Annotated in this window: 6 protein-coding genes; 5 read left to right on the forward strand and 1 reads right to left on the reverse strand. The window is 62.6% G+C overall.

Features of this window, described 5'->3' with window-relative positions; genetic code table 11:
- Window positions 1-60: 60 nt before the first annotated feature.
- From BXU06_RS15935 to BXU06_RS15950, 4 genes are all read left to right on the forward strand, one after another.
- Complete coding sequence (locus tag BXU06_RS15935; protein WP_077301874.1) at window positions 61-1131, forward strand: helix-turn-helix domain-containing protein; 1071 nt, start codon at window positions 61-63, stop codon at window positions 1129-1131.
- A gap of 573 nt (window positions 1132-1704) precedes the next feature.
- Window positions 1705-6312 carry a cadherin domain-containing protein gene (locus BXU06_RS15940; RefSeq protein ID WP_253189582.1) on the forward strand — a complete coding sequence of 1536 codons (4608 nt, stop codon included), beginning with the start codon at window positions 1705-1707 and terminating at the stop codon, window positions 6310-6312.
- Window positions 6313-6615: 303 nt separating this feature from the next.
- Window positions 6616-13215 (forward strand): cadherin domain-containing protein, encoded by a 6600-nt coding sequence (locus BXU06_RS15945; RefSeq protein ID WP_077301880.1) that lies wholly within the window; start codon window positions 6616-6618, stop codon window positions 13213-13215.
- A gap of 139 nt (window positions 13216-13354) precedes the next feature.
- Window positions 13355-19069: a cadherin domain-containing protein gene (locus BXU06_RS15950; RefSeq protein WP_171982251.1), complete on the forward strand. Its 5715-nt coding sequence runs from the start codon at window positions 13355-13357 to the stop codon at window positions 19067-19069.
- A 26-nt stretch (window positions 19070-19095) separates the two neighbouring features.
- Here BXU06_RS15950 and BXU06_RS15955 read toward each other — a convergent pair whose 3' ends face one another.
- Window positions 19096-19575 (reverse strand): MarR family winged helix-turn-helix transcriptional regulator, encoded by a 480-nt coding sequence (locus BXU06_RS15955; protein ID WP_171982252.1) that lies wholly within the window; start codon window positions 19573-19575, stop codon window positions 19096-19098.
- A 305-nt stretch (window positions 19576-19880) separates the two neighbouring features.
- On the opposite strand from BXU06_RS15955, the gene BXU06_RS15960 reads away from it, so the two are divergent.
- Entirely contained in the window at window positions 19881-21029 is a 1149-nt protein-coding gene (locus BXU06_RS15960) for an efflux RND transporter periplasmic adaptor subunit (RefSeq protein WP_077301889.1), read from the forward strand.

The raw sequence follows: 21029 nt of genomic DNA on the forward strand, positions 1-21029 counted from the left end.
GAAGCTGGGATGTTATGATCCGGGACGCTATTTCCGGATCATCAAAGCACGAGTGCACTTATGACCAAAAAAGGTGAAGATCGCCTTCCCATCATTCACTTCACCAGCCACGATTTGTCTGCTGACGAAAACTACACGGTCTGGTGTCAGGCCACAGACGCACTTTTCGATATTGATTTTCATGGCGCAGACCACCCTGTCCGTTTTCAGGCTGATCTGACTTCGTATTCCATGGGCTCCATTCTGCTGGGCCGTACCCGATCGGTGGCGCAGCGGTTTTCCCGCTCCACCGCCACCATTGCCCGCAGCGGCATCGACCATATCATCGTGCAGCTTTATATGGTGGGCGGTTATCACGGCCACGCCGGCTCGGCCAGTATTGTGGTGCAGGCCGGGGATATTTGCGTGCTGGATTGCGCCGAAACCTTTGCCACCCAGGCCAGCGATTTTGAAAACCTCACCCTGGTGATTCCACGGGCGATTCTGGAGACAAAATTGCCCCGGCTGGAAGCGCTGCACGGACTGGTGCTGAAAGCAGGATCCACCTGGAACCGGATTCTGTCGCAACATCTGCTGGTGCTGTTTGAGCAGGCCCCGAGCATGACCCTGCGCGAATGCGAAAGAATCGCCAACGGCTCGATTGCCTTGCTGGCCGCCTGCCTGCAAGGTGAAATCGAGGCGCGCGACGAACAGACTGCGAGTGCCAGCGTCACCAGTATGGTGCTGCAGATTCGCCGCCATATCGACGCCCATCTGTCCGACCCCGCCCTGGGCGCAGACCAGGTGGCGGCCCGGTTCGCCCTGTCACGCGCCACGCTGTACCGCCTGTTCGAGCCATTGGGTGGGGTGGCCGACTATATCCGCGCTCGTCGGCTGCGCCGGGCATTCTTTGCCTTGCGCGCCCGCGAACTGGCCAATTTGCGCATCAGCGAAATTGCCCAGCGCTGTGGCTTTGCCAGCATGGCCACGTTTACCCGTGCCTTCAAGGCGGCTTATGGCATTACCCCTGCCGCATTGCGCAGCGTGTCGGCATTGAATCCGACATCACCAGCACTGCACGACGCCACCCAGGGTGAAGCACTGAGTATTACCCGGTGGATGCATGAAATCACGGCGGATAAAAGCGGTTGAACCACCACCTGCCAGCCTGGCAACCACCATTTCATCGCAAAGATCAATCAGTCTGTCTTAATTCCTCTGACCACGATTGACTTTTCCTGAGGCCATGGCCAACATCCAAGCACACTGAGCAGTGCCGATCCATCCTGTGGCAATTCCACAGATGAATCATGGTGTGCGTGTCGCCGCTTGCGTGAAATGGCTTATCCGGGTTTTAGACCAGGGCAGCACACCGATGCGCACGCAAGACATTGCATGCAGTCAAGGGAGCCATGACCGCGCGGGTCATCATTGATTGTACAAAACACCACTGCGCACGCTAGTTTATCAACACATATATATGCTTTTGGCGTGATGCCCGTTTTGTGAAACCGCACCATTCACAAAACGGGCATAGGCCGGGCTTGTCACGTCCGCAAATCCGTGCATGACGGCTTGGCGATGGGTAAGGTTGGGTCATCCGCAACAATATCGGCACGCTGAACCAATATCCAAAGGCAGAGTGTAAAAACCACAGCAGGAAATATCATGCAATTTTTTTACAAAGCCGGGAATTTCTCCAGCGGATATTCTAACGTGCATGTCATGAAAGCGGCTGGGTCGCCTGCTGTCATCACCTATCCCAGCCTGGATGTGACCGCGAACGGCAGCACGAGCATCGTGATTCAGGTCTATAGCGGTAGCTGGAGAATGAACAACTCGGGGGTGAACAATGGTGGTGCCACCTCCCTTCTTGACACCGCTTCCAATGGACTTTCGACAAGCACCTACGGCGTTCTTCTGTCCTGGAGCGGCCATAGCTCGACGGCCCGCTTTGTCGGGGGAAATTGGGGCGATGTGCTGGAAGGTGGCAGTGGCCATGACACGCTTGAGGGCGGCGGCGGCCACGATAGCCTCACGGCAGGCGCAGGCAACGACAGCCTGCTGGGCGGCAATAATAATGACACCCTGCTCGGCGGCGATGGCGATGACATCTTGAGCGGTGACGCTGACGCTGATGTACTGGACGGCGGCAATGGCAATGATATTTTCCTGGACCCCAATGGCGACACCATTACCACGTTTGAGGCTGCCGACACCATTCGGCTGACCAACGGCGCAGCCCAGGCGCTGACTGCCAGCCATCTGCAATACGACAGCGCAAGCAAAACGCTGACCATCGACTTTGATAAAAACGGCACGTTTGGCGGTGGCAGCGACGTGGTGGTGACATTCACCAATGCACCCGCCACGCAGAGCTTCCAGGTCAACAACAACGGCGGATTTGCCGACATCACCCTGGCCCCGCCCTCTCTCACCAGTGCCAGCTACGACGCCAGCACCGGCGTGCTGGCCGTCACGGTTGCCGGTAATGTGGGGGTAGGCGACACCATCGCGGTGAATAAACTCACCCTGAGCGGCGAAGACAACAGCGCCTACACACTGACCAGCAGCGATGTCACCACCACCAGCACCAGCGCATTTTCCGTCACGCTCAATGCCACCGACCAGGCGGCGGTCAATCAGATTCTGAACAAGGCCGGCACCAGCGCCACCGGGGGTGCCACCTTCAACCTGGCCGGCGCAGCAGGCTGGGACAGCACAGCCAATGCCCCGGCAGACCTGACTGACAATGGCGTAACGGTCAGCAACCCGACCATCCCCACCATCACCAGCGCCAGCTACAGCGCCGCGACTGGCGTGCTGACCGTCACCGGATCAGGGTTTTTGCAGCTCGCTGGCACCAATAATGACATCAATGTCAGCAAGTTCACCGTGCATGGCGACGCCACCGATTACACCCTGACCAGCAGCAGCGTGGACATCACCAGCGGCACAAGCTTTACCGTTACCCTGAACGCTACCGATCAGGCCGAGCTGGCCAGCCGGGTGAATAAAAGCGGAACCAGCTCGATTGGCAGCGTCACCTATAACCTGGCCGCCGCAGAAGACTGGGCGGCAGGAGCCGAAGCCGCGGTCAACGTGGCGGATTTGACCGGTAACAGCGTCACCGCCTTATTACCCAACGTGGCGCCAACCATCACCTCCGCCGCCATCGCCAGCGTTGCCGAAAACACTGCCACCAGCACCGTGGTCTACACCGCTACTGCCACCGACCCGGAAGGCGACGCCCTGACCTACGCGCTGACCGGCACCGACGCTGCGTCATTCTCCATCAACGCCACCACCGGCCAGGTGCGCCTGCTCACCCCGGCTGATTACGAAACCCAAAGCAGCTACAGCCTGAACATCATGGTTTCTGACACCGCCAGCCACACCAGCAGCCAGGCGCTGACGGTCAGCGTGAGCAATGTCAACGAGAAACCGCTGATTAGTGCGCCGACCACGCAAAATGTCACCCAGGGCGTCGCCACCGCGCTGACCGGGATCAGCCTGGCCGATCCGGACGCCGGCAGCAGCGTGCTGACCCTGTCGGTGTCTGGCGAGCCGGGGGTGTATCAGGCCATCAGCGGCAATGGCGTGACCGTCAGCGGCTCGGGCTCGCCCAGCATCACGCTGACCGGCTCGCAAAGCGACCTGAATGCCTTTCTGGCGGCCGGTCAGCTCAGTGGCACCATGCCCGCCGGCATGGCCGGCCCGTTTACCATCAGTCTGGACAGCAACGATGGCGGCCACAGTGGCACAGGCAGCGCCCAGCAGGACAGCAAGACACTCACCGTTACCGGTGTTCCGGCCAACGTCGCGCCAGTCATCACCAGCGCCGCCAGCGCCAGTGTGGCGGAGAACACCGCCACCAGCACGGTGGTCTACACCGCCACGGCAACCGATGCCGAGAGCGACACCGTGACCTACTCGCTGTCCGGTACTGACGCAGCGGCGTGCACCATTGACGCTACCACCGGCCAGATCAAGCTGCTCACCCCGGCAGACTTTGAAACCCAGTCCAGCTACAGCATCACCATCAACGCCAAGGATGCGACCCACACCACCACCAAGGCGGTGACCCTCAATGTTTCTGACGTCAACGAAGCCCCAACCAATATCAGCCTGTCGGCCAGTAGCGTGGCGGAAAACACCAGTACCGCCACCGCGCTGACCATCGGCGCGCTGACCAGCACCGACCCGGATGCTGGCAACACCTTGACCTACAGCATCGTTGGCGGCGCGGACCAGGCGCGTTTTCAGGTCAGCGGGAGCAATCTGCAATTCAAGGCCGGCACAGTTCTCGACTACGAAACCCAGAACAGCTATGCGGTAGCCGTGCGCAGCACCGACCAGGGTGGGCTGACGTATGACAAGACGCTGACCATCACCCTGACCGACGCCAACGACACGCCACTGCTCACCGCACCAGGCACCCAAACTATCACCCTGGCCACCGCCACCGCGCTGACCGGCATCAGCGTGGCCGATCAGGACGCCGGCAGCGCCAGCCTCAGCGTTACCCTGGCGGCCAGCGCCGGCACACTGGCCGCTACCAGCGGCGGCGGCGTGACGGTCACCGGCTCTGGCAGCGCCAGCCTGACCCTGACTGGGGCGCAAAGCGCAATCAACAGCCTGCTGGCCGCCAGCGGCGTCAGCTATACCCCGGATGCCGGGGCCAGCGCCGGAACCAGCGCCACGCTTAGCCTCAGCAGCAACGACAATGGACACACTGGCGGCACAGCACAAACCGACAGCAAAACCCTCACCCTGAATCTGGTCGCAGCCAGCAATGGCGGCGGTGGCGGTGGGGCACCCACTCCGCCAGACCCGACGCCCCCCGTCACGCCGGTAACCCCCACCACACCCACGGTGCCAATCGAGCCAACCACACCCACCGTGCCCACCCCGCCGACGGAACCAAGCACTCCGACGACACCCACGGTGCCGACCACGCCCACCGCGCCGACGGAACCCACCGCGCCAACCACGCCCACTGTGCCGGTTGACCCAACGCCGACGACCCCAACCGTGCCCACCCCGCCAGTGGCCCCCACCCTTCCGCTAGTCGATGGCGTGGTCATCACCCACTACACCCGCGCCCGCCCGGATGGCGGCACCGTCAATGCGCTGAATATTCCGGTGATCAGCAGTGAGCGTCAGGACCAGGACAGCAGCAGCCCACAGGCGGATATTGCCCTGGCCGTCAGCCAGGGCCAGACGCTGCTCAAGGCCGAAGTGCCCACCGGCATTGGCATGGCAGTAGAAGACCTGTCCGACACCCCGTCCCGCCGCACCGATCTGCTGGACGCGATCAAGAGCCGCACCACCGCGCAACTGACCGACCAGAGTCAGATGGTCAAGCTGGGACAAACGTTTCTGGCGTCGCTGCCCGACGCCGCCAATCTGTGGGTGCGCACGGTGATTATCAGCCAGGCCTCCAACAGCGACGCCAGCGGCAACCTTACCTTCCGTGGTGTCAGCGACAGCAGCAACCCCAGTGCCCTGGTGCTCGACTTTACCAGCCTGCCGAAAAACAGCACCGTCGCGCTGGAAAATGTCCAGTTTGGTGCCATCGTCGGTGAAGTCTCGGTCACTACCGGCGACGGCAATCAATTGCTGGCCGCCGACAGCAAAGCACAAACCCTCGACCTGGGGGCCGGCAACGACACCGTCTACGCCGGATCGGGCAACGATATCCTGAACAACAGCCAGGGTAATGACAAGCTGTTTGGCCAGAGTGGCAATGATGTGTTCAACGCCGAAAACGGCCAGAACATCCTGCACGGCGGCACCGACTCCGACACCGCTAAATTCACCGGCAAAGCCGACGACTACACCGTGGAAAAACACCATGGCTTCGTCAAGGTGATCAACAAAGCCGACCCAAGCAAGAGCACGCTGGTGATCAATACCGAAACCCTGCAGTTTGCTGACAACGCACTGAACGTGCAAAACCCACCCGCGCTGAATGCGTTGGCCGGCATGTACCAGCAGGTGCTCGGACGTCAGGCGGATATTGATGGCTTTGACTACTTTGGTGAGCTGCAGGCCAAGGGCTACAGCATGGGCAGCATGGCGTTGAACATGATGAAAACCGCTGAAGGCCAGGCGCGTGGCTGGGCGCTGACCGGCGACCCGGTGAACGACGTGGAAATGCTGTACCAGGGGTTGCTGGGCCGGGCGTCGGACGCGGGTGGCAAGGCGGCGTGGGTACAGTTACTGAAGTCGGGCTTTATGTCGCTGGATCAGGTGGCGACGGCGTTTGTTGAGTCGCCGGAGATGAAAACCCATTATGTCGGGCCCACCGGATGGGATTTCTTGGTTTAGTGCCGTTTCCCTCCTGACATGGTTGCACCGCCTGGCCGTACGGCTTCTTGTCCTGCCTGGCGGCTGCGCCCCTGACCAGAAACGCTACGCAGAGGGTTGTAAGCCGCTCTTACGCTACTTTACTACATTGCCAGGGAGCGGTTCTCTCTGGCGCAACGGATCAGCGCCTGTCACCCGAGGCGCACCTTTGGCAAATCACTGCGCATCAATCACAACCACCAAAAAGCCAGCACAGATCAATCACCTTGGCTGTATGGCTACTTGGCCGCCAACTGCATTTCCTTTCACCCCGGATGATTCTCCATGCCCACCGCCGCTCCCAAGCAAATTGCCCTGATAGACACTTCATTGCCTGATTGGCCACGCCTGGCCGCTAGCCTGCCGACCAACATAGCGATCGAAACTTTCTCCAGCCTGGCGCAGCTCAGCCAATGGGCATCCAGCCATGCTGGCGAATATACGGCGCTACACCTGTTTACCCACGGCGCATCTGGCAAGCTGCAACTGGGGAAAGAGACGCTGGATGCCTCCGGACTGAACCAAGCCGGCGTACAAGGGCAACTGCAGGCGCTGGCGCAGGCGTTGACCCCGGATGGCGATCTGCTGCTGTATGGCTGTAATGTGGCCGATGGCCAGGGTGGCCTTGAATTTATCAGCAAGTTGGCCCAAACCACCCAGGCCGATATCGCCGCCTCTACCAACCTGACCGGCATGCACGGCGACTGGGCGCTGGAAAGTACCTACGGCGTACTGGAAACCATCCCTCTGGCCACCGACTGGCAAGGCGAGCTGGCAATGAGCATCACGCCAGTACGGATGGGCTCTCCCGGCAAAGCGGCCGGGGAATACCGCAACGGAAACGCCTTTGCCGCATTGAAAATCGATGGCAGCGTGGTCACCTGGGGCGATGGCAGCAACGGCGGCAACAGCAGCGCGGTGGCCGCCAGCCTGAGCAGTGGCGTCAGCCAGATTTACAGCACCGGCGCGGCCTTTGCCGCCCTGAAAAGCGATGGCAGCGTCGTGGCTTGGGGGCATGCCAGTTACGGCGGCGATAGCAGCGCGGTGACCGCCAGTCTGAGCAGCGGCGTCAGCCAGATTTACAGCACCGGCACCGCCTTTGCTGCGCTGAAAAGCGATGGCAGTGTGGTGGTTTGGGGGCATGCCAGTTACGGCGGCGACAGCAGCGCGGTGACCGCCAGCCTGAGCAGCGGCGTCAGCCAGATTTACAGCACCACCTACGCCTTTGCCGCACGCAAAAGCGATGGCAGTGTGGTGGCCTGGGGGCATGCCAGTTACGGCGGCGATAGCAGCGCGGTGGCCGCCAGCCTGAGCAGTGGCGTCAGCCAGATTTACAGCGCAGGCGGCGCTTTTGCCGCGCTGAAAAACAATGGCAGCGTGGTCACTTGGGGCGATGCCAGTTACGGCGGCGATAGCAGCGCGGTGGACGCCAGCCTGAGCAGCGGCGTCAGCCAGATTTATAGCACCGGCTTTGCCTTTGCCGCCGTCAAAAACGATGGCAGTATGGTGGCCTGGGGGCATGCCAATTACGGCGGCGATAGCAGCGCGGTGGACGCCAGCCTGAGCAGCGGCGTCAGCCAGATTTACAGCACCGGCTTTGCCTTTGCCGCGCTGAAAAACGATGGCAGTGTGGTGGCCTGGGGCGATAGCAGCAATGGCGGCAACAGCAGCGCGGTGGCCGCCAGCCTGAGCAGTGGCGTCAGCCAGATTTACAGCGCAGGCGGCGCTTTTGCCGCGCTGAAAAACGATGGCAGCGTGGTCACCTGGGGCGATAGCAGCAATGGCGGCAACAGCAGCGCGGTGGCCGCCAGCCTGACCAGTGGCGTCAGCCAGATTTACGCCACCCACACCGCCTTTGCCGCGCTGAAAAGCGATGGCAGCGTGGTCACCTGGGGCGATGGCAGCCAGGCCGGCAACAGCAGCGCGGTGGCCGCTAGCCTGACCAGTGGCGTCAGCCAGATTTACAGCACCGACTCGGCCTTTGCCGCCCTGAAAAGTGACGGCAGCGTGGTCACCTGGGGCGATGGCGGCCATGGCGGCAACAGCAGCGCCGTGGCCGCCAGCCTGGCCAGCGGCGTGGTGGGGCTGGCCAATATCGCGACCGATGACCGCTACAGCAATTCGGCACCGACCCACATCGCCCTGAGCCATAGCAGCGTGGCAGAAAACACCGCCACCGCCGGCGCTTTGACCATCGGTGCACTGACCAGTACCGACCCGGATACCGGCAACACCTTCAGCTACAGCGTGGTTGGCGGCACCGATCAGGCGCGCTTTCAGGTGAGCGGCGCCAATCTGCAATTCAAGGCCGGCACCACGCTGGATTACGAAACCCAGAGTAGCTACGCCGTCACCGTACGCAGCACCGACCAAGGCGGGCTGACTTACGACAAGACACTGACCGTCAGCCTGAGCAACGTCAACGAAACTCCCACTGCGGCCAGTTTCACCAGCGCCGGGCTGGATAACACCACCGCCATCACTGGCGCTGCGGTCGGCACGCTGGCCGCCGTGGACCCGGATGCGGGCGACACCCACACCTTTACCCTGGTGGCGGGCAATGGCAGCAATGATGCCGACAACAGTAAATTTACCGTCACCGGTAATACGCTGAAAGTGGGCAGCACCGCACTGACCGCCGGCACCTACCAGGTGATGACCCGCGCCACTGACGCCGGAAGCCTGACCGTCGATCAAGCGCAGACCATCACGATTAGCGCGCTTAATGCTGCGCCTACCATCACCAGTGGGGCCAGCGGCAGCGTGGCGGAAAACGCCGCCACCAGCACCGTGGTCTACACCTCCGCCGCCACCGACACCGACAGCGATACCCTCACCTATTCGCTCACTGGCACCGATGCTGCATCGTTCTCGATCAACGCCACCACTGGCCAGGTGCGCCTGCTCACCCCGGCAGACTATGAAACCAAGTCCAGCTACAGCATCACCGTCAACGCCAAGGATGCGACTCATACCACCACCCAGGCGGTGACCATCAATGTCACCGATGTGAACGAAGCACCCAGCATCACCAGCGGGGCCACTGGCAGCGTGGCCGAAAATGCCGCCACCAGCACCGTGGTCTACACCGCCACCGCCACCGACCCGGAAAGCGATACCCTCAGCTATTCGCTCACCGGCACCGATGCTGCGTCGTTTACCATCAACACGGCAGGTGCCGTGAAACTGGTCACCCCCGCCGACTTTGAAACCAAGGCCAGCTACAGCGTCACCGTGAACGCGATGGACGCGACCCACACCACCACCCAGGCGGTGACCATCAATGCCACCAACGTCAACGAAGCGCCCACCGCCGCCAACTTCACCAGCGCCGGGCTGGGTAACACTACCGCAATCACCGGTGCTTCGGTAGGCACGCTGGCCGCCGTGGACCCGGATGCTGGCGACACCCACACCTTTACCCTGGTGGCCGGCAATGGCAGCAATGATGCCGATAATGGCAAATTCACCATTACCGGTAATACGCTGAAAGTGGGCGGCACCGCACTGGCCGCCGGCACCTACCAAGTGATGACCCGCGCGACTGATGCTGGCGGGCTGACCGTCGATCAGGCACAGACCGTGACGATCACTGCAGCCAATATCGCGCCCACCATCAGTAGCAGTTCTACCGGTAGCGTGGCGGAAAACGCCGTCACCAGCACGGTGGTTTACACCGCCGCCGCCACCGATGCGGAAAGTGACACTCTCACCTACTCGCTGACCGGCACCGATGCCGCGTCGTTCTCGATTGACGCCAGCACCGGTCAGGTCAAGCTGCTCACCCCGGCAGACTTTGAAGTCAAGAGCAGCTACAGCATCACCGTCAACGCCAAGGATGCGACCAACACCACCACCAAGGCGGTGACCATCAATGTCACCGATGTGAACGAAGCACCCAGCATCACCAGCGGGGCCACTGGCAGCGTGGCGGAAAACGCCGCCACCAGCACCGTGGTCTACACCGCCACCGCCACCGACCCGGAAAGCGATACCCTCAGCTATTCGCTCACCGGCACCGATGCCGCGTCGTTTACCATCAACACGGCAGGTGCCGTGAAACTGGTCACCCCCGCCGACTTTGAAACCAAGGCCAGCTACAGCGTGACCGTGAACGCGATGGACGCGACCCACACCACCACCCAGGCGGTGACCATCAATGCCACCAACGTCAACGAAGCCCCCACCGCCGCCAACTTCACCAGCGCCGGGCTGGACGCTTCCACCGCCATTACCGGCGCTTCGGTCGGCACGCTGGCCGCCGTGGACCCGGATGCGGGCGACACCCACACCTTTACCCTGGTGGCGGGCAATGGCACCAATGACGCTGATAACAGCAAGTTCACGATGGTGGGTAACACCCTCAAAGTGGGCGGAACTGCGCTGACCGGTGGCACCTACCATGTACTGACCCGTGCCACCGATGCTGGCGGCCTGACCGTTGATCAAGCGCAGACGATCACGATTAGCGCTGCTCCAGTCATCACCTCTGGTGCCAGCGCCAGCGTCGCCGAAAACGCCGTTTCCAGCACCGTGGTCTACACCTCCGCCGCCACCGACGCCGACAGCGACGCCCTGACCTATGCGCTGACCGGCACTGACGCTGCGTCGTTCTCGATTGACGCCACCACCGGCCAGGTCAAGCTGCTCACCCCGGCAGACTTTGAAGTCAAGAGCAGCTACAGCATCACCGTCAACGCCAAGGATGCGACTCATACCACCACCCAGGCGGTGACCATCAATGTCACCGATGTGAACGAAGCACCCAGCATCACCAGCGGGGCCACTGGCAGCGTGGCCGAAAATGCCGCCACCAGCACCGTGGTCTACACCGCCACCGCCACCGACCCGGAAAGCGATACCCTCAGTTATTCGCTGACCGGCACCGATGCTGCGTCGTTTACCATCAACACGGCAGGTGCCGTGAAACTGGTCACCCCCGCCGACTTTGAAACCAAGGCCAGCTACAGCGTGACCGTGAACGCGATGGACGCGACCCACACCACCACCCAGGCGGTGACCATCAATGCCACCAACGTCAACGAAACCCCCACTGCCGCCAACTTCACCAGTGCCGGGCTGACCAGCAGCACCGCCGTCACCGGTGCTTCGGTAGGCACGCTGGCCGCCGTGGATCCGGACGCTGGCGACACCCACACCTTTACCCTGGTGGCAGGCAATGGCACCAATGATGCCGACAACAGCAAGTTCACGATGGTGGGTAACACACTCAAAGTAGGCGGAACGGCACTGACCACCGGCACCTACCAGGTGATGACCCGCGCCACTGACGCCGGCGGCCTGACCGTCGATCAAGCGCAGACCATCACGATTAGCGCTGCCGGTGGCGGCGGAGGCGGTGGCGGTGGTGGCGGTGGTGGCGGCGATCCGACCCCGCCGGACCCGACACCTCCCACTACCCCAACCACACCGACGGTGCCGACCACGCCAACGGAACCGACGACGCCCACGGTGCCGACCACGCCCACCACGCCGACGGAACCCACCACACCGACCACGCCCACCGTGCCGGTGGATCCGACGCCACCCACGCCTAGCGTGCCCGAGCCACCTGCGCCAGTCACGCCCACACCGCCGGTCACCCCCAGCATTCCGCTGGTCGATGGCGTGGCGGTGGCGTCCACCACCATGACCCGCGTCGATGGCTCACAAGTCAATACGCTGATTATTCCGGTGATCAGCCGTGAGCGGCAGGAGCAGGACACTTCCAGTGGCAGCGCCGACATTCCGCTGGCAGTCAGCGATGGGCGCACCCAGATCAAGGGCGAGATTCCCACCGGCATCGGCATGACCGTGGAAGGCGGCGACAGCACCCAGCCAGGCAACACCGACCTGCTCATCGCCATCCGCAGCCACACCACCGAGCAATCCGCTGACCAGACCGCCATGGTGAGCCTGGGGCAATCTTTCCTTAACGCCCTGCCCGGCAGCACCGCGCTGTGGGTGCGCACCGTGGTGGTCCGCGCTGACTCCAGCCAGGATGCCAGTGGCACACTGGTATTCCGTGACCAGACCGCAGACAGCAACACCGACACCGCCCTGGTGCTGGACTTCACCCACTTGCCAACCAACAGCACCGTGGGTCTGGAGAACGTGAACTTTGCCGCCATTGTTGGCAGCGTGTCGGTGACCACTGGCGATGGCAACCAGCTGCTGGTGGCCGACGGCAAGGCGCAAACCCTCGACCTGGGCGCTGGCGACGACACCGTCTACGCTGGATCGGGCAACGATGTCCTGACCAACACCCGTGGCAACGACAAACTGTTTGGCCAGGGCGGCAACGACACCCTCAGCGGGGAAAACGGCCAGAACATCCTGCACGGCGGCACCGACTCCGACACCGCCAAATTCACCGGCAAGGCCGACGACTACACCGTGGAAAAACACCATGGCTTCGTCAAGGTGATCAACAAAGCCGACCCAAGCAAGAGCACGCTGGTGATCAATACCGAAACCCTGCAGTTTGCTGACAACGCACTGAACGTGCAAAACCCACCCGCGCTGAATGCGCTGGCCGGGATGTACCAGAAGGTACTCGGACGTCAGGCGGATATTTATGGCTTTGACTACTTTGGTGATCTGCAAGCCAAGGGCTACAGCATGGGCAGCATGGCACTGAACATGATGAAAACCGCCGAAGGCCAGGCGCGTGGCTGGGCGCTGACCGGCGACCCGGTGAACGACATGGAAGTGCTCTACCAGGGGCTGCTGGGGCGCAATGCCGACGCCGGTGGCAAGGCAGCCTGGGTGCAGTTGCTCAAGTCAGGTTCGGTATCGCTGGATCAGGTGGCGACGGCGTTTGTGGAATCGCCAGAAATGAAAACCCATTATGTCGGGCCCACCGGATGGGATTTTTTCATTTGAATTCAATTCATCTGCTGGACCCCCGGAGAGACATGCCTCTCTGGAGCAATTGACCGACCCAAGCGGGACCACCGCTTGGGCGGGCTTGTTGAGTGCAGCAAGTCGCTCATGCCATTCTCTTCCCTCTGGACAACACGCCATGCACACCGTTTTCCCCCAGCCCATTGCCCTGATAGACGCCTCGTTGCCCAACTGGCAAACCCTGGCGGCTGGTCTGCCAGCAGGCACCGACATCGAAACATTTACCAGTCTGGCTCAGCTTGGCCAATGGGCGCTCAGCCATGCCGGTGAATATTCTGCGCTGCACCTGTTTACCCACGGCGCATCTGGCAAGCTGCAACTGGGAAAAGATACCCTGGATGCCTCCGGACTGAACCAAGCCGGCGTGCAGGGGCAACTACATGCGCTGGGCCAGGCGCTGACCCCGGATGGCGACCTGCTGCTGTATGGATGTGATGTGGCCGAAGGCCAGAGCGGCCTTGAATTCATCAGCAAGCTGGCCCAAGCCACTCAGGCCGACATTGCCGCCTCCACCAACCTGACGGGCATGCACGGCGACTGGGTACTGGAAAGTGCATACGGCGTGCTGGAAGCCGCTCCCCTGGCCACCGACTGGCAAGGCGATCTGAGCATGAGCATCACCCCGGTGCGGATGAGCTACCCCGGCAAGGCCTCGGGAGAGTTCAGAAACGACTACGCCTTTGCCGCATTGAAAATTGATGGCAGCGTGGTCACCTGGGGAGGCAGCACCAATGGCGGCGACAGCAGCGCCGTGGCCGCCAGTCTGAGCAGTGGCGTCAGCCAGATTTACAGCACCGGCTTTGCCTTTGCCGCCCTGAAAAGCGATGGCAGCGTGGTCACCTGGGGGGGCGGTGCCAATGGCGGCAACAGCAGTGGAGTCGCCGCCAGCCTGACCAGCAACGTCAGCCAGATTTACAGCACCGGCTTTGCCTTTGCCGCCGTCAAAAACGATGGCAGCGTGGTCACCTGGGGGGACTCCATCAACGGAGGCAGTAGCAGCGCAGTCAGCGCCAGCCTGGCCAGCGGTGTCAGTCAGATCAGCAGCACGGCCTACGCCTTTGCCGCACGTAAAAGCGACGGTAGCGTGGTCACTTGGGGCGATGGCATCTATGGCGGCAACAGCAGCGCAGTGGCCGCCAGCCTGAGCAGCGGCGTCAGCCAGATTTACAGCACCGGCACCGCCTTTGCCGCGCTGAAAAGCGATGGCAGTGTGGTGGCCTGGGGGCATGCCAGTTACGGTGGCAACAGCAGCGCGGTGGCCGCCAGCCTCACCAGTGGCGTCAGCCAGATTTACAGCACCGGCGCGGCCTTTGCTGCATTGAAAAGTGACGGCAGCGTCGTCACCTGGGGCGACGGCAGCAACGGCGGCAACAGCAGCGCGGTGGCCGCCAGCCTGAGCAGCGGCGTCAGCCAGATTTACAGCGCAGGCGGCGCTTTTGCCGCGCTGAAAAGCGATGGCAGCGTCGTCACCTGGGGCGATAGCAGCAACGGCGGCAACAGCAGCGCGGTGGCCGCCAGCCTCACCAGCGGCGTCAGCCAGATTTACGCCACCCACACCGCCTTTGCCGCGCTGAAAAGTGACGGCAGCGTGGTCACCTGGGGAAGCAGCGTCAGCGGCGGCAACAGCAGTGCCGTGGCCGCCAGCCTGGCCAGTGGCGTCAGCCGGATCTACAGCACCAATTCCGCCTTTGCTGCGCTAAAAAGCGATGGCAGCGTGGTCACCTGGGGCAGCAGCAGCTATGGCGGCAACAGCAGCACGGTGGCCGCCAGCCTCACCAGCGGCGTCAGCCAGATTTACAGTACAGGTGCCGCTTTTGCTGCACTGAAAAGTGATGGTAGCGTGGTTGCCTGGGGAGATGCCGCTAACGGCGGCAACAGCAGCGCAGTGGCCGCCAGCCTGACCAGCGGCGTGGTTGGACTGGCCAATTTCGCCACCGATGACCGCTACAGCAATTCAGCGCCCACAGATATCGCCCTGTCTCCCAGCAGCGTGCAGGAAAACACCTCCACTGCCACCGCGCTGACCATCGGCGCACTGAGCAGCACCGACCCGGATGCCGGCAACACCTTCAGCTACAGCATTGTGGGCGGCGCGGATCAGGCCAGCTTTCAGATCAATGGGGCCAACCTGCAATTCCAGGCGGGTGCCACACTGAATTACGAAACCCAGAGCAGTTATGCCGTCACCGTGCGCAGCACCGACCAAGGTGGCCTGAGCTACGACAAAACGTTGACAGTCAGCCTCGGTAATGTCAATGAAGCGCCCACCGCTGCCAATTTCACCAGCGCCGGGCTGGATTCGGCAACCGCCATTACCGGGTCCACGGTAGGCACGCTGGCCGCCGTGGACCCGGACGCCAGCGACACCCACACCTTTACCCTGGTGGCGGGCAATGGCAGCAATGATGCCGACAACGGCAAATTCACCCTCATCGGCAATACCCTCAAAGTAGGTACAAGCGCACTGACCGCTGGCACTTACCATGTGCTGACCCGCGCCACCGATGCCGGCGGCTACTATATCAATCAGGCGCAGACCCTCACCATCGGCGCGGCCAATACCGCACCGACGATAAGCTCTGGCACCAGCGCCAGCGTGGCGGAGAATGCCGCCACCAGCACCGTGGTCTACACCGCCGCCGCCACCGATGCGGAAAGTGATGCCCTCACCTACGCGCTGACCGGCACCGATGCAGCCGCATTCTCGATTGACGCCACCACCGGCCAGGTCAAGCTGCTCACCCCGGCAGACTTTGAGGTCAAGAGCAGCTACAGCATCACCGTCAATGCCAAGGATGCGACTCATACCACCACCAAGGCGGTGACCATCAGCGTGACCGATGTCAACGAAGCACCCAGCATCACCAGTGGCACTACTGGCAGCGTGGCGGAAAACGCCGCCACCAGCACCGTGGTCTATACCGCTGCCTCCACCGACCCGGAAAGCGACACCCTGACCTACGCGCTGACCGGCACCGATGCAGCCGCGTTCTCGATTGACGCCACCACCGGCCAGGTCAAGCTGCTCACCCCGGCGGACTTTGAAACCAAGGCCAGCTACAGCGTGACCGTGAACGCGATGGACGCGACCCACACCACCCCCCAGGCGGTGACCATCAATGCCACCAACGTCAACGAAGCGCCCACCGCCGCCAACTTCACCAGCGCCGGACTGGATAACACCACCGCCATTACTGGCGCTTCGGTCGGCACGCTGGCCGCTGTGGACCCGGATGCCAGCGACACCCACACCTTCACCCTGGTGGCCGGCAATGGCAGCAATGATGCCGACAACAGCAAGTTCACTATCGTCGGCAACACCCTCAAAGTGGGCACCACGCCGCTGACAGGCGGCACTTACCATGTGCTGACCCGCGCCAATGACGCGGGTGGCTTGATGTTTGATCAGGCGCAAACCATCGTGATTAGCACGCTCAACGCTGCACCAGTCATCACTTCCGGTGCCAGCGTCAGCGTGGCGGAGAATACCGTCTCCAGTACCGTGGTCTACACTGCCACGGCCACCGATGCCGAAAGCGATGCCCTGACCTACGCGCTCACCGGCACCGATGCCGCGTCGTTCTCGATTGATGCCACCACTGGCCAGGTCAAGCTGCTCACCCCGGCAGACTATGAAGTCAAGAGCAGCTACAGCATCACCGTCCACGCCAAGGATGCGGGCCACACCACCACCCAGGCCGTGACCCTCAACATCACCGACGTCAATGAAGCGCCCACCTTCACCAGCGGGTCTACCGGTTCCGTGGCCGAAAACGCCGCCACCGGTACTACCGTTTACACCGCTGCCGCCACCGATCCGGAAACCGGCACCGTCACCTATTCGCTGTCGGGCACCGACGCCAGCGCTTTCAGCGTGGGCAGCAGCACCGGCGTGGTCACGCTGAATGGCTCGGCCAACTACGAAACCAAATCCAGTTACAGCCTCTCCGTCATCGCCGCAGACGCCGCCAGCAACACCAGCAGCAAGGCGGTGGCGATCAGTGTCACCAACGTTAACGAAACGCCCACCGCCGCCAACTTCACCAGTGCCGGGCTGACCAGCAGCACCGCCATCACCGGTGCTTCGGTGGGTACACTGGCCGCCGTGGACCCGGATACCGGGGACACCCACACCTTTACCCTGGTGGCCGGCAATGGCAGCAATGACGCCGATAATGGCAAATTCACCGTCACCGGCAACACGCTGAAAGTAGGTGGAACCGCACTGACCGCTGGCACTTACCAGGTGATGACCCGCGCCACTGATGCTGGCGGGTTGACCGTGGATCAAGCGCAGACCATCACGATTAGCGCTGCCGGCGGTGGCGGCGGTGGCGGCGATCCGACCCCGCCGGACCCGGCGCCGCCGATCACCCCAACTCCCCCAACCCCACCGACAGTACCCACCCCGCCGACGGAACCGACGACACCCACGGTGCCGACCACGCCCACGGTGCCCACCACGCCGACGGAACCCACCGCGCCAACCACGCCCAGCGTGCCGGTTGACCCAACGCCGACGACCCCAACCGTGCCAACTCCGCCGGTGACCCCCACCCTTCCGCTAGTCGATGGCGTGGTCATCACCCACTACACCCGCGCCCGCCCGGATGGCGGCACGGTCAATGCGCTGAATATTCCGGTGATCAGCAGTGAGCGTCAGGACCAGGACAGCAGCAGCCCACAGGCGGATATTGCCCTGGCCGTCAGCCAGGGCCAGACGCTGCTCAAGGCCGAAGTGCCCACCGGCATTGGCATGGCAGTGGAAGACCTGTCCGACACCCCGTCCCGTCGCACCGATCTGCTGGACGCGATCAAGAGCCGTACCACCGCGCAACTGACCGACCAGAATCAGATGCTCAAGCTGGGACAAACATTTCTGGCGTCGCTGCCCAGCAGCATTGACCTCTGGGTGCGCACCGTGGTGGTCCGCGCTGACTCCAGCCAGGATGCCAGTGGCACACTGGTATTCCGTGACCAGACCGCAGACAGCAACACCGACACCGCCCTGGTGCTGGACTTCACCCACTTGCCGACAAACAGCACCGTGGGTCTGGAGAACGTGAACTTTGCTGCCATTGTGGGCAGCGTGTCGGTGACCACCGGCGACGGCAACCAGCTGCTGGTGGCCGACAGCAAGGCGCAAACCCTCGACCTGGGTGCTGGCAACGACACCGTCTACGCCGGATCGGGCAACGATGTCCTGACCAACACCCGTGGCAACGACAAACTGTTTGGCCAGGGCGGCAACGACACCCTCAGCGGGGAAAACGGCCAGAACATCCTGCACGGCGGCGCGGACTCCGACACCGCCAAATTCACCGGCAAGGCCGACGACTACACCGTGGAAAAACACCATGGCTTCGTCAAGGTGATCAACAAAGCCGACCCAAGCAAGAGCACGCTGGTGATCAATACCGAAACCCTGCAGTTTGCTGACAACGCACTGAACGTGCAAAACCCACCCGCGCTGAATGCGTTGGCCGGCATGTACCAGCAGGAGCTCGGACGTCAGGCGGATATTGATGGCTTTGACTACTTTGGTGAGCTGCAGGCCAAGGGCTACAGCATGGGCAGCATGGCGTTGAACATGATGAAAACCGCTGAAGGCCAGGCGCGCGGCTGGGCGCTGACCGGCGACCCGGTGAACGACGTGGAAATGCTCTACCAGGCACTGCTGGGGCGTAATTCCGATGCAGGCGGCAAGGCGGCGTGGGTGCAGTTGCTGAAGTCGGGTTCGGTGTCGCTGGATCAGGTGGCGACGGCGTTTGTTGAGTCGCCGGAGATGAAAACCCACTATATTGGCCCGACAGGATGGGATTTTCTGGTGTAAGCAGGTTGCACCCAGGTGCGCATGGGCTACTGGGCAGTAACGTCCGTGTGCACCAACTGCATCAGCAGCCCGATCAATTGGCTTCTTTCCTCCGCCGTCAACGCCCCACGCAGCCATTCACCCGCATTGGCCACGGTCTCCGCCATGGCCTGTTCAATCAGTGCCTTGCCATCTGTCGTCAGCCGCACCGGCTTGATGCGGCGGTCGTCGTCGCGGCATAGCCGGGCAATCAGCCCGCGCGCTTCCAGTTGCGCCATCACCTTGCTCAAGCCCCCGGAGGTGAGCAGCATCTGCGTCAGCAGTTGCGAGGGGGTCAGGGTGTGTTCCGGTTCGGCATTGCGCAGGGTGGCCAGCAGGTCGAACTCGGCACTGGACAACCCATGCCGGGCCAGCGTGGGCTGCATGGGTTGCAGCGAGCGGCGATGCGCCCATTGCAGCCAGAGGAACACCGGCACGGTGTGCGGGTCCAGGGAGACATCCCAGTGGTGGTGTTGCAGGCTATTCATCCGTTTGCCTTTTTTGCGGTGGCGTGGCGGCCCCGCCATGCACGACGGTGTGTGCGCCATGTAACATAAAGTAAAACCTCACCGGATATCTTGCTGGAAAGATAGTGTCAGCATACCCTTATCCCCTTTGGACACGCTGATTTATTCAGAGCAATCGTTGTTGCCAAACGCAAAACCCAGCAAAATCAACACCCTGGATTCCTGCTCTCGCGGGAATGACGATTTTTTCAGCGTTTCCCTTGGCCATCCAACTGAATTCCAACCCGCCGCCAGTCTACCTTCTGATCCCGACAAAGGAACCCGCCATGACGCTTGTGAAGCGCCGTTTTTGTTCATCCTTATCGTGCCGTCCCTCCCGCACGGCCTGGCTGGCCATGGCCTGCGCGGGGGCTTTGCTGGCCGGTTGCGGCGAGAAAAAAGCCGATGCCCCGCCGCCGCAAGGCCCCATGCCGGTTACCGTGCTGGAGATGCAGCCGCAAAAGGCACCGATCCGTGTCGAGGTGATGGGCCAGGCCGAAGGTGCGCGCGAGGCCGAGGTGCGCGCGCGGGTGGGCGGCATTTTGCTCAAGCGCCTGTATCAGGAAGGCGAGCCGGTGAAGGCCGGGCAGGCGCTGTTCCAGATCGACCGCGCGCCGTATGAAATCGCCGCTGCCGAGGCGCGCGCCCGCGCCGAGCAAACCGCGCGCGAAGTGGCGCGGCTGAAAGGGCTGGCCGAGGCCAAGGCCGTGGCACAAAAAGACTACGACGACGCGGTGTCAGCCAATACCATGGCCCAGGCGGCGCTCAGGCAGGCCGAGCTGAATTTGTCGTGGACCACGGTCACCGCGCCGGTGGCCGGGGTGGCCGGGCGGGCGGTGAAATCCGAAGGCAATCTGATTTCCAGCGCCGACAGCCTGCTGACCTCGGTGCAGCAGCCCAACCCGGCCTGGGTGCGTTTTGCATTGGGCGAGGGCGATCTGGCCAAGTTTCCGGCGCGCCGGGTGACGGCCAACGCCGTGCAGAGGGTGGAGCTGGTGTTGCCGGATGGCTCGGTGTCTCCCACGCGCGGCAAGCTGAATTTTGTCGCCAGCAATATCGACACCACGCTGGGCACGCAGCAGCTGCGCGCCGAGTTTGACAACAGCGAACAGCAGATTCTGCCTGGCCAGTTTGTGCGCGTGCGCCTGGTCACCGGCGAGCGTGACGGGGTGTTTCTGGTGCCGCAAACCGCCGTGGCGCAGGGTGAGCAGGGTGCGCGGGTGATGACGGTGAGCGCCGACAACAAGGCCACGCCACGCCCGGTGCAGGCCGGCGAATGGCTGGGCAAGGACTGGGTGATCCTGGGCGGGCTGAAGGCCGGTGACAAGGTGATTATCGACAATCTGATCAAGCTCAAGCCGGGCATGCCGGTCACCCCGCGCGCGCCGAGCGCAGCAGGCGGCGACAAGCCGGCTGCTGATGGCAAGAAAGGCTGA

Source organism: Aquaspirillum sp. LM1 (assembly GCF_002002905.1).
Lineage (GTDB): Bacteria > Pseudomonadota > Gammaproteobacteria > Burkholderiales > Aquaspirillaceae > Rivihabitans.

Coding starts and splice junctions, on each gene's coding strand:
- BXU06_RS15960 (WP_077301889.1), top strand. CDS start 19,881: ATGACGCTTGTGAAGCGCCGTTTTTGTTCATCCTTATCGTGCCGTCCC.
- BXU06_RS15935 (WP_077301874.1), top strand. CDS start 61: ATGACCAAAAAAGGTGAAGATCGCCTTCCCATCATTCACTTCACCAGC.
- BXU06_RS15940 (WP_253189582.1), top strand. CDS start 1,705: ATGAAAGCGGCTGGGTCGCCTGCTGTCATCACCTATCCCAGCCTGGAT.
- BXU06_RS15955 (WP_171982252.1), bottom strand. CDS start 19,575: ATGAATAGCCTGCAACACCACCACTGGGATGTCTCCCTGGACCCGCAC.
- BXU06_RS15945 (WP_077301880.1), top strand. CDS start 6,616: ATGCCCACCGCCGCTCCCAAGCAAATTGCCCTGATAGACACTTCATTG.
- BXU06_RS15950 (WP_171982251.1), top strand. CDS start 13,355: ATGCACACCGTTTTCCCCCAGCCCATTGCCCTGATAGACGCCTCGTTG.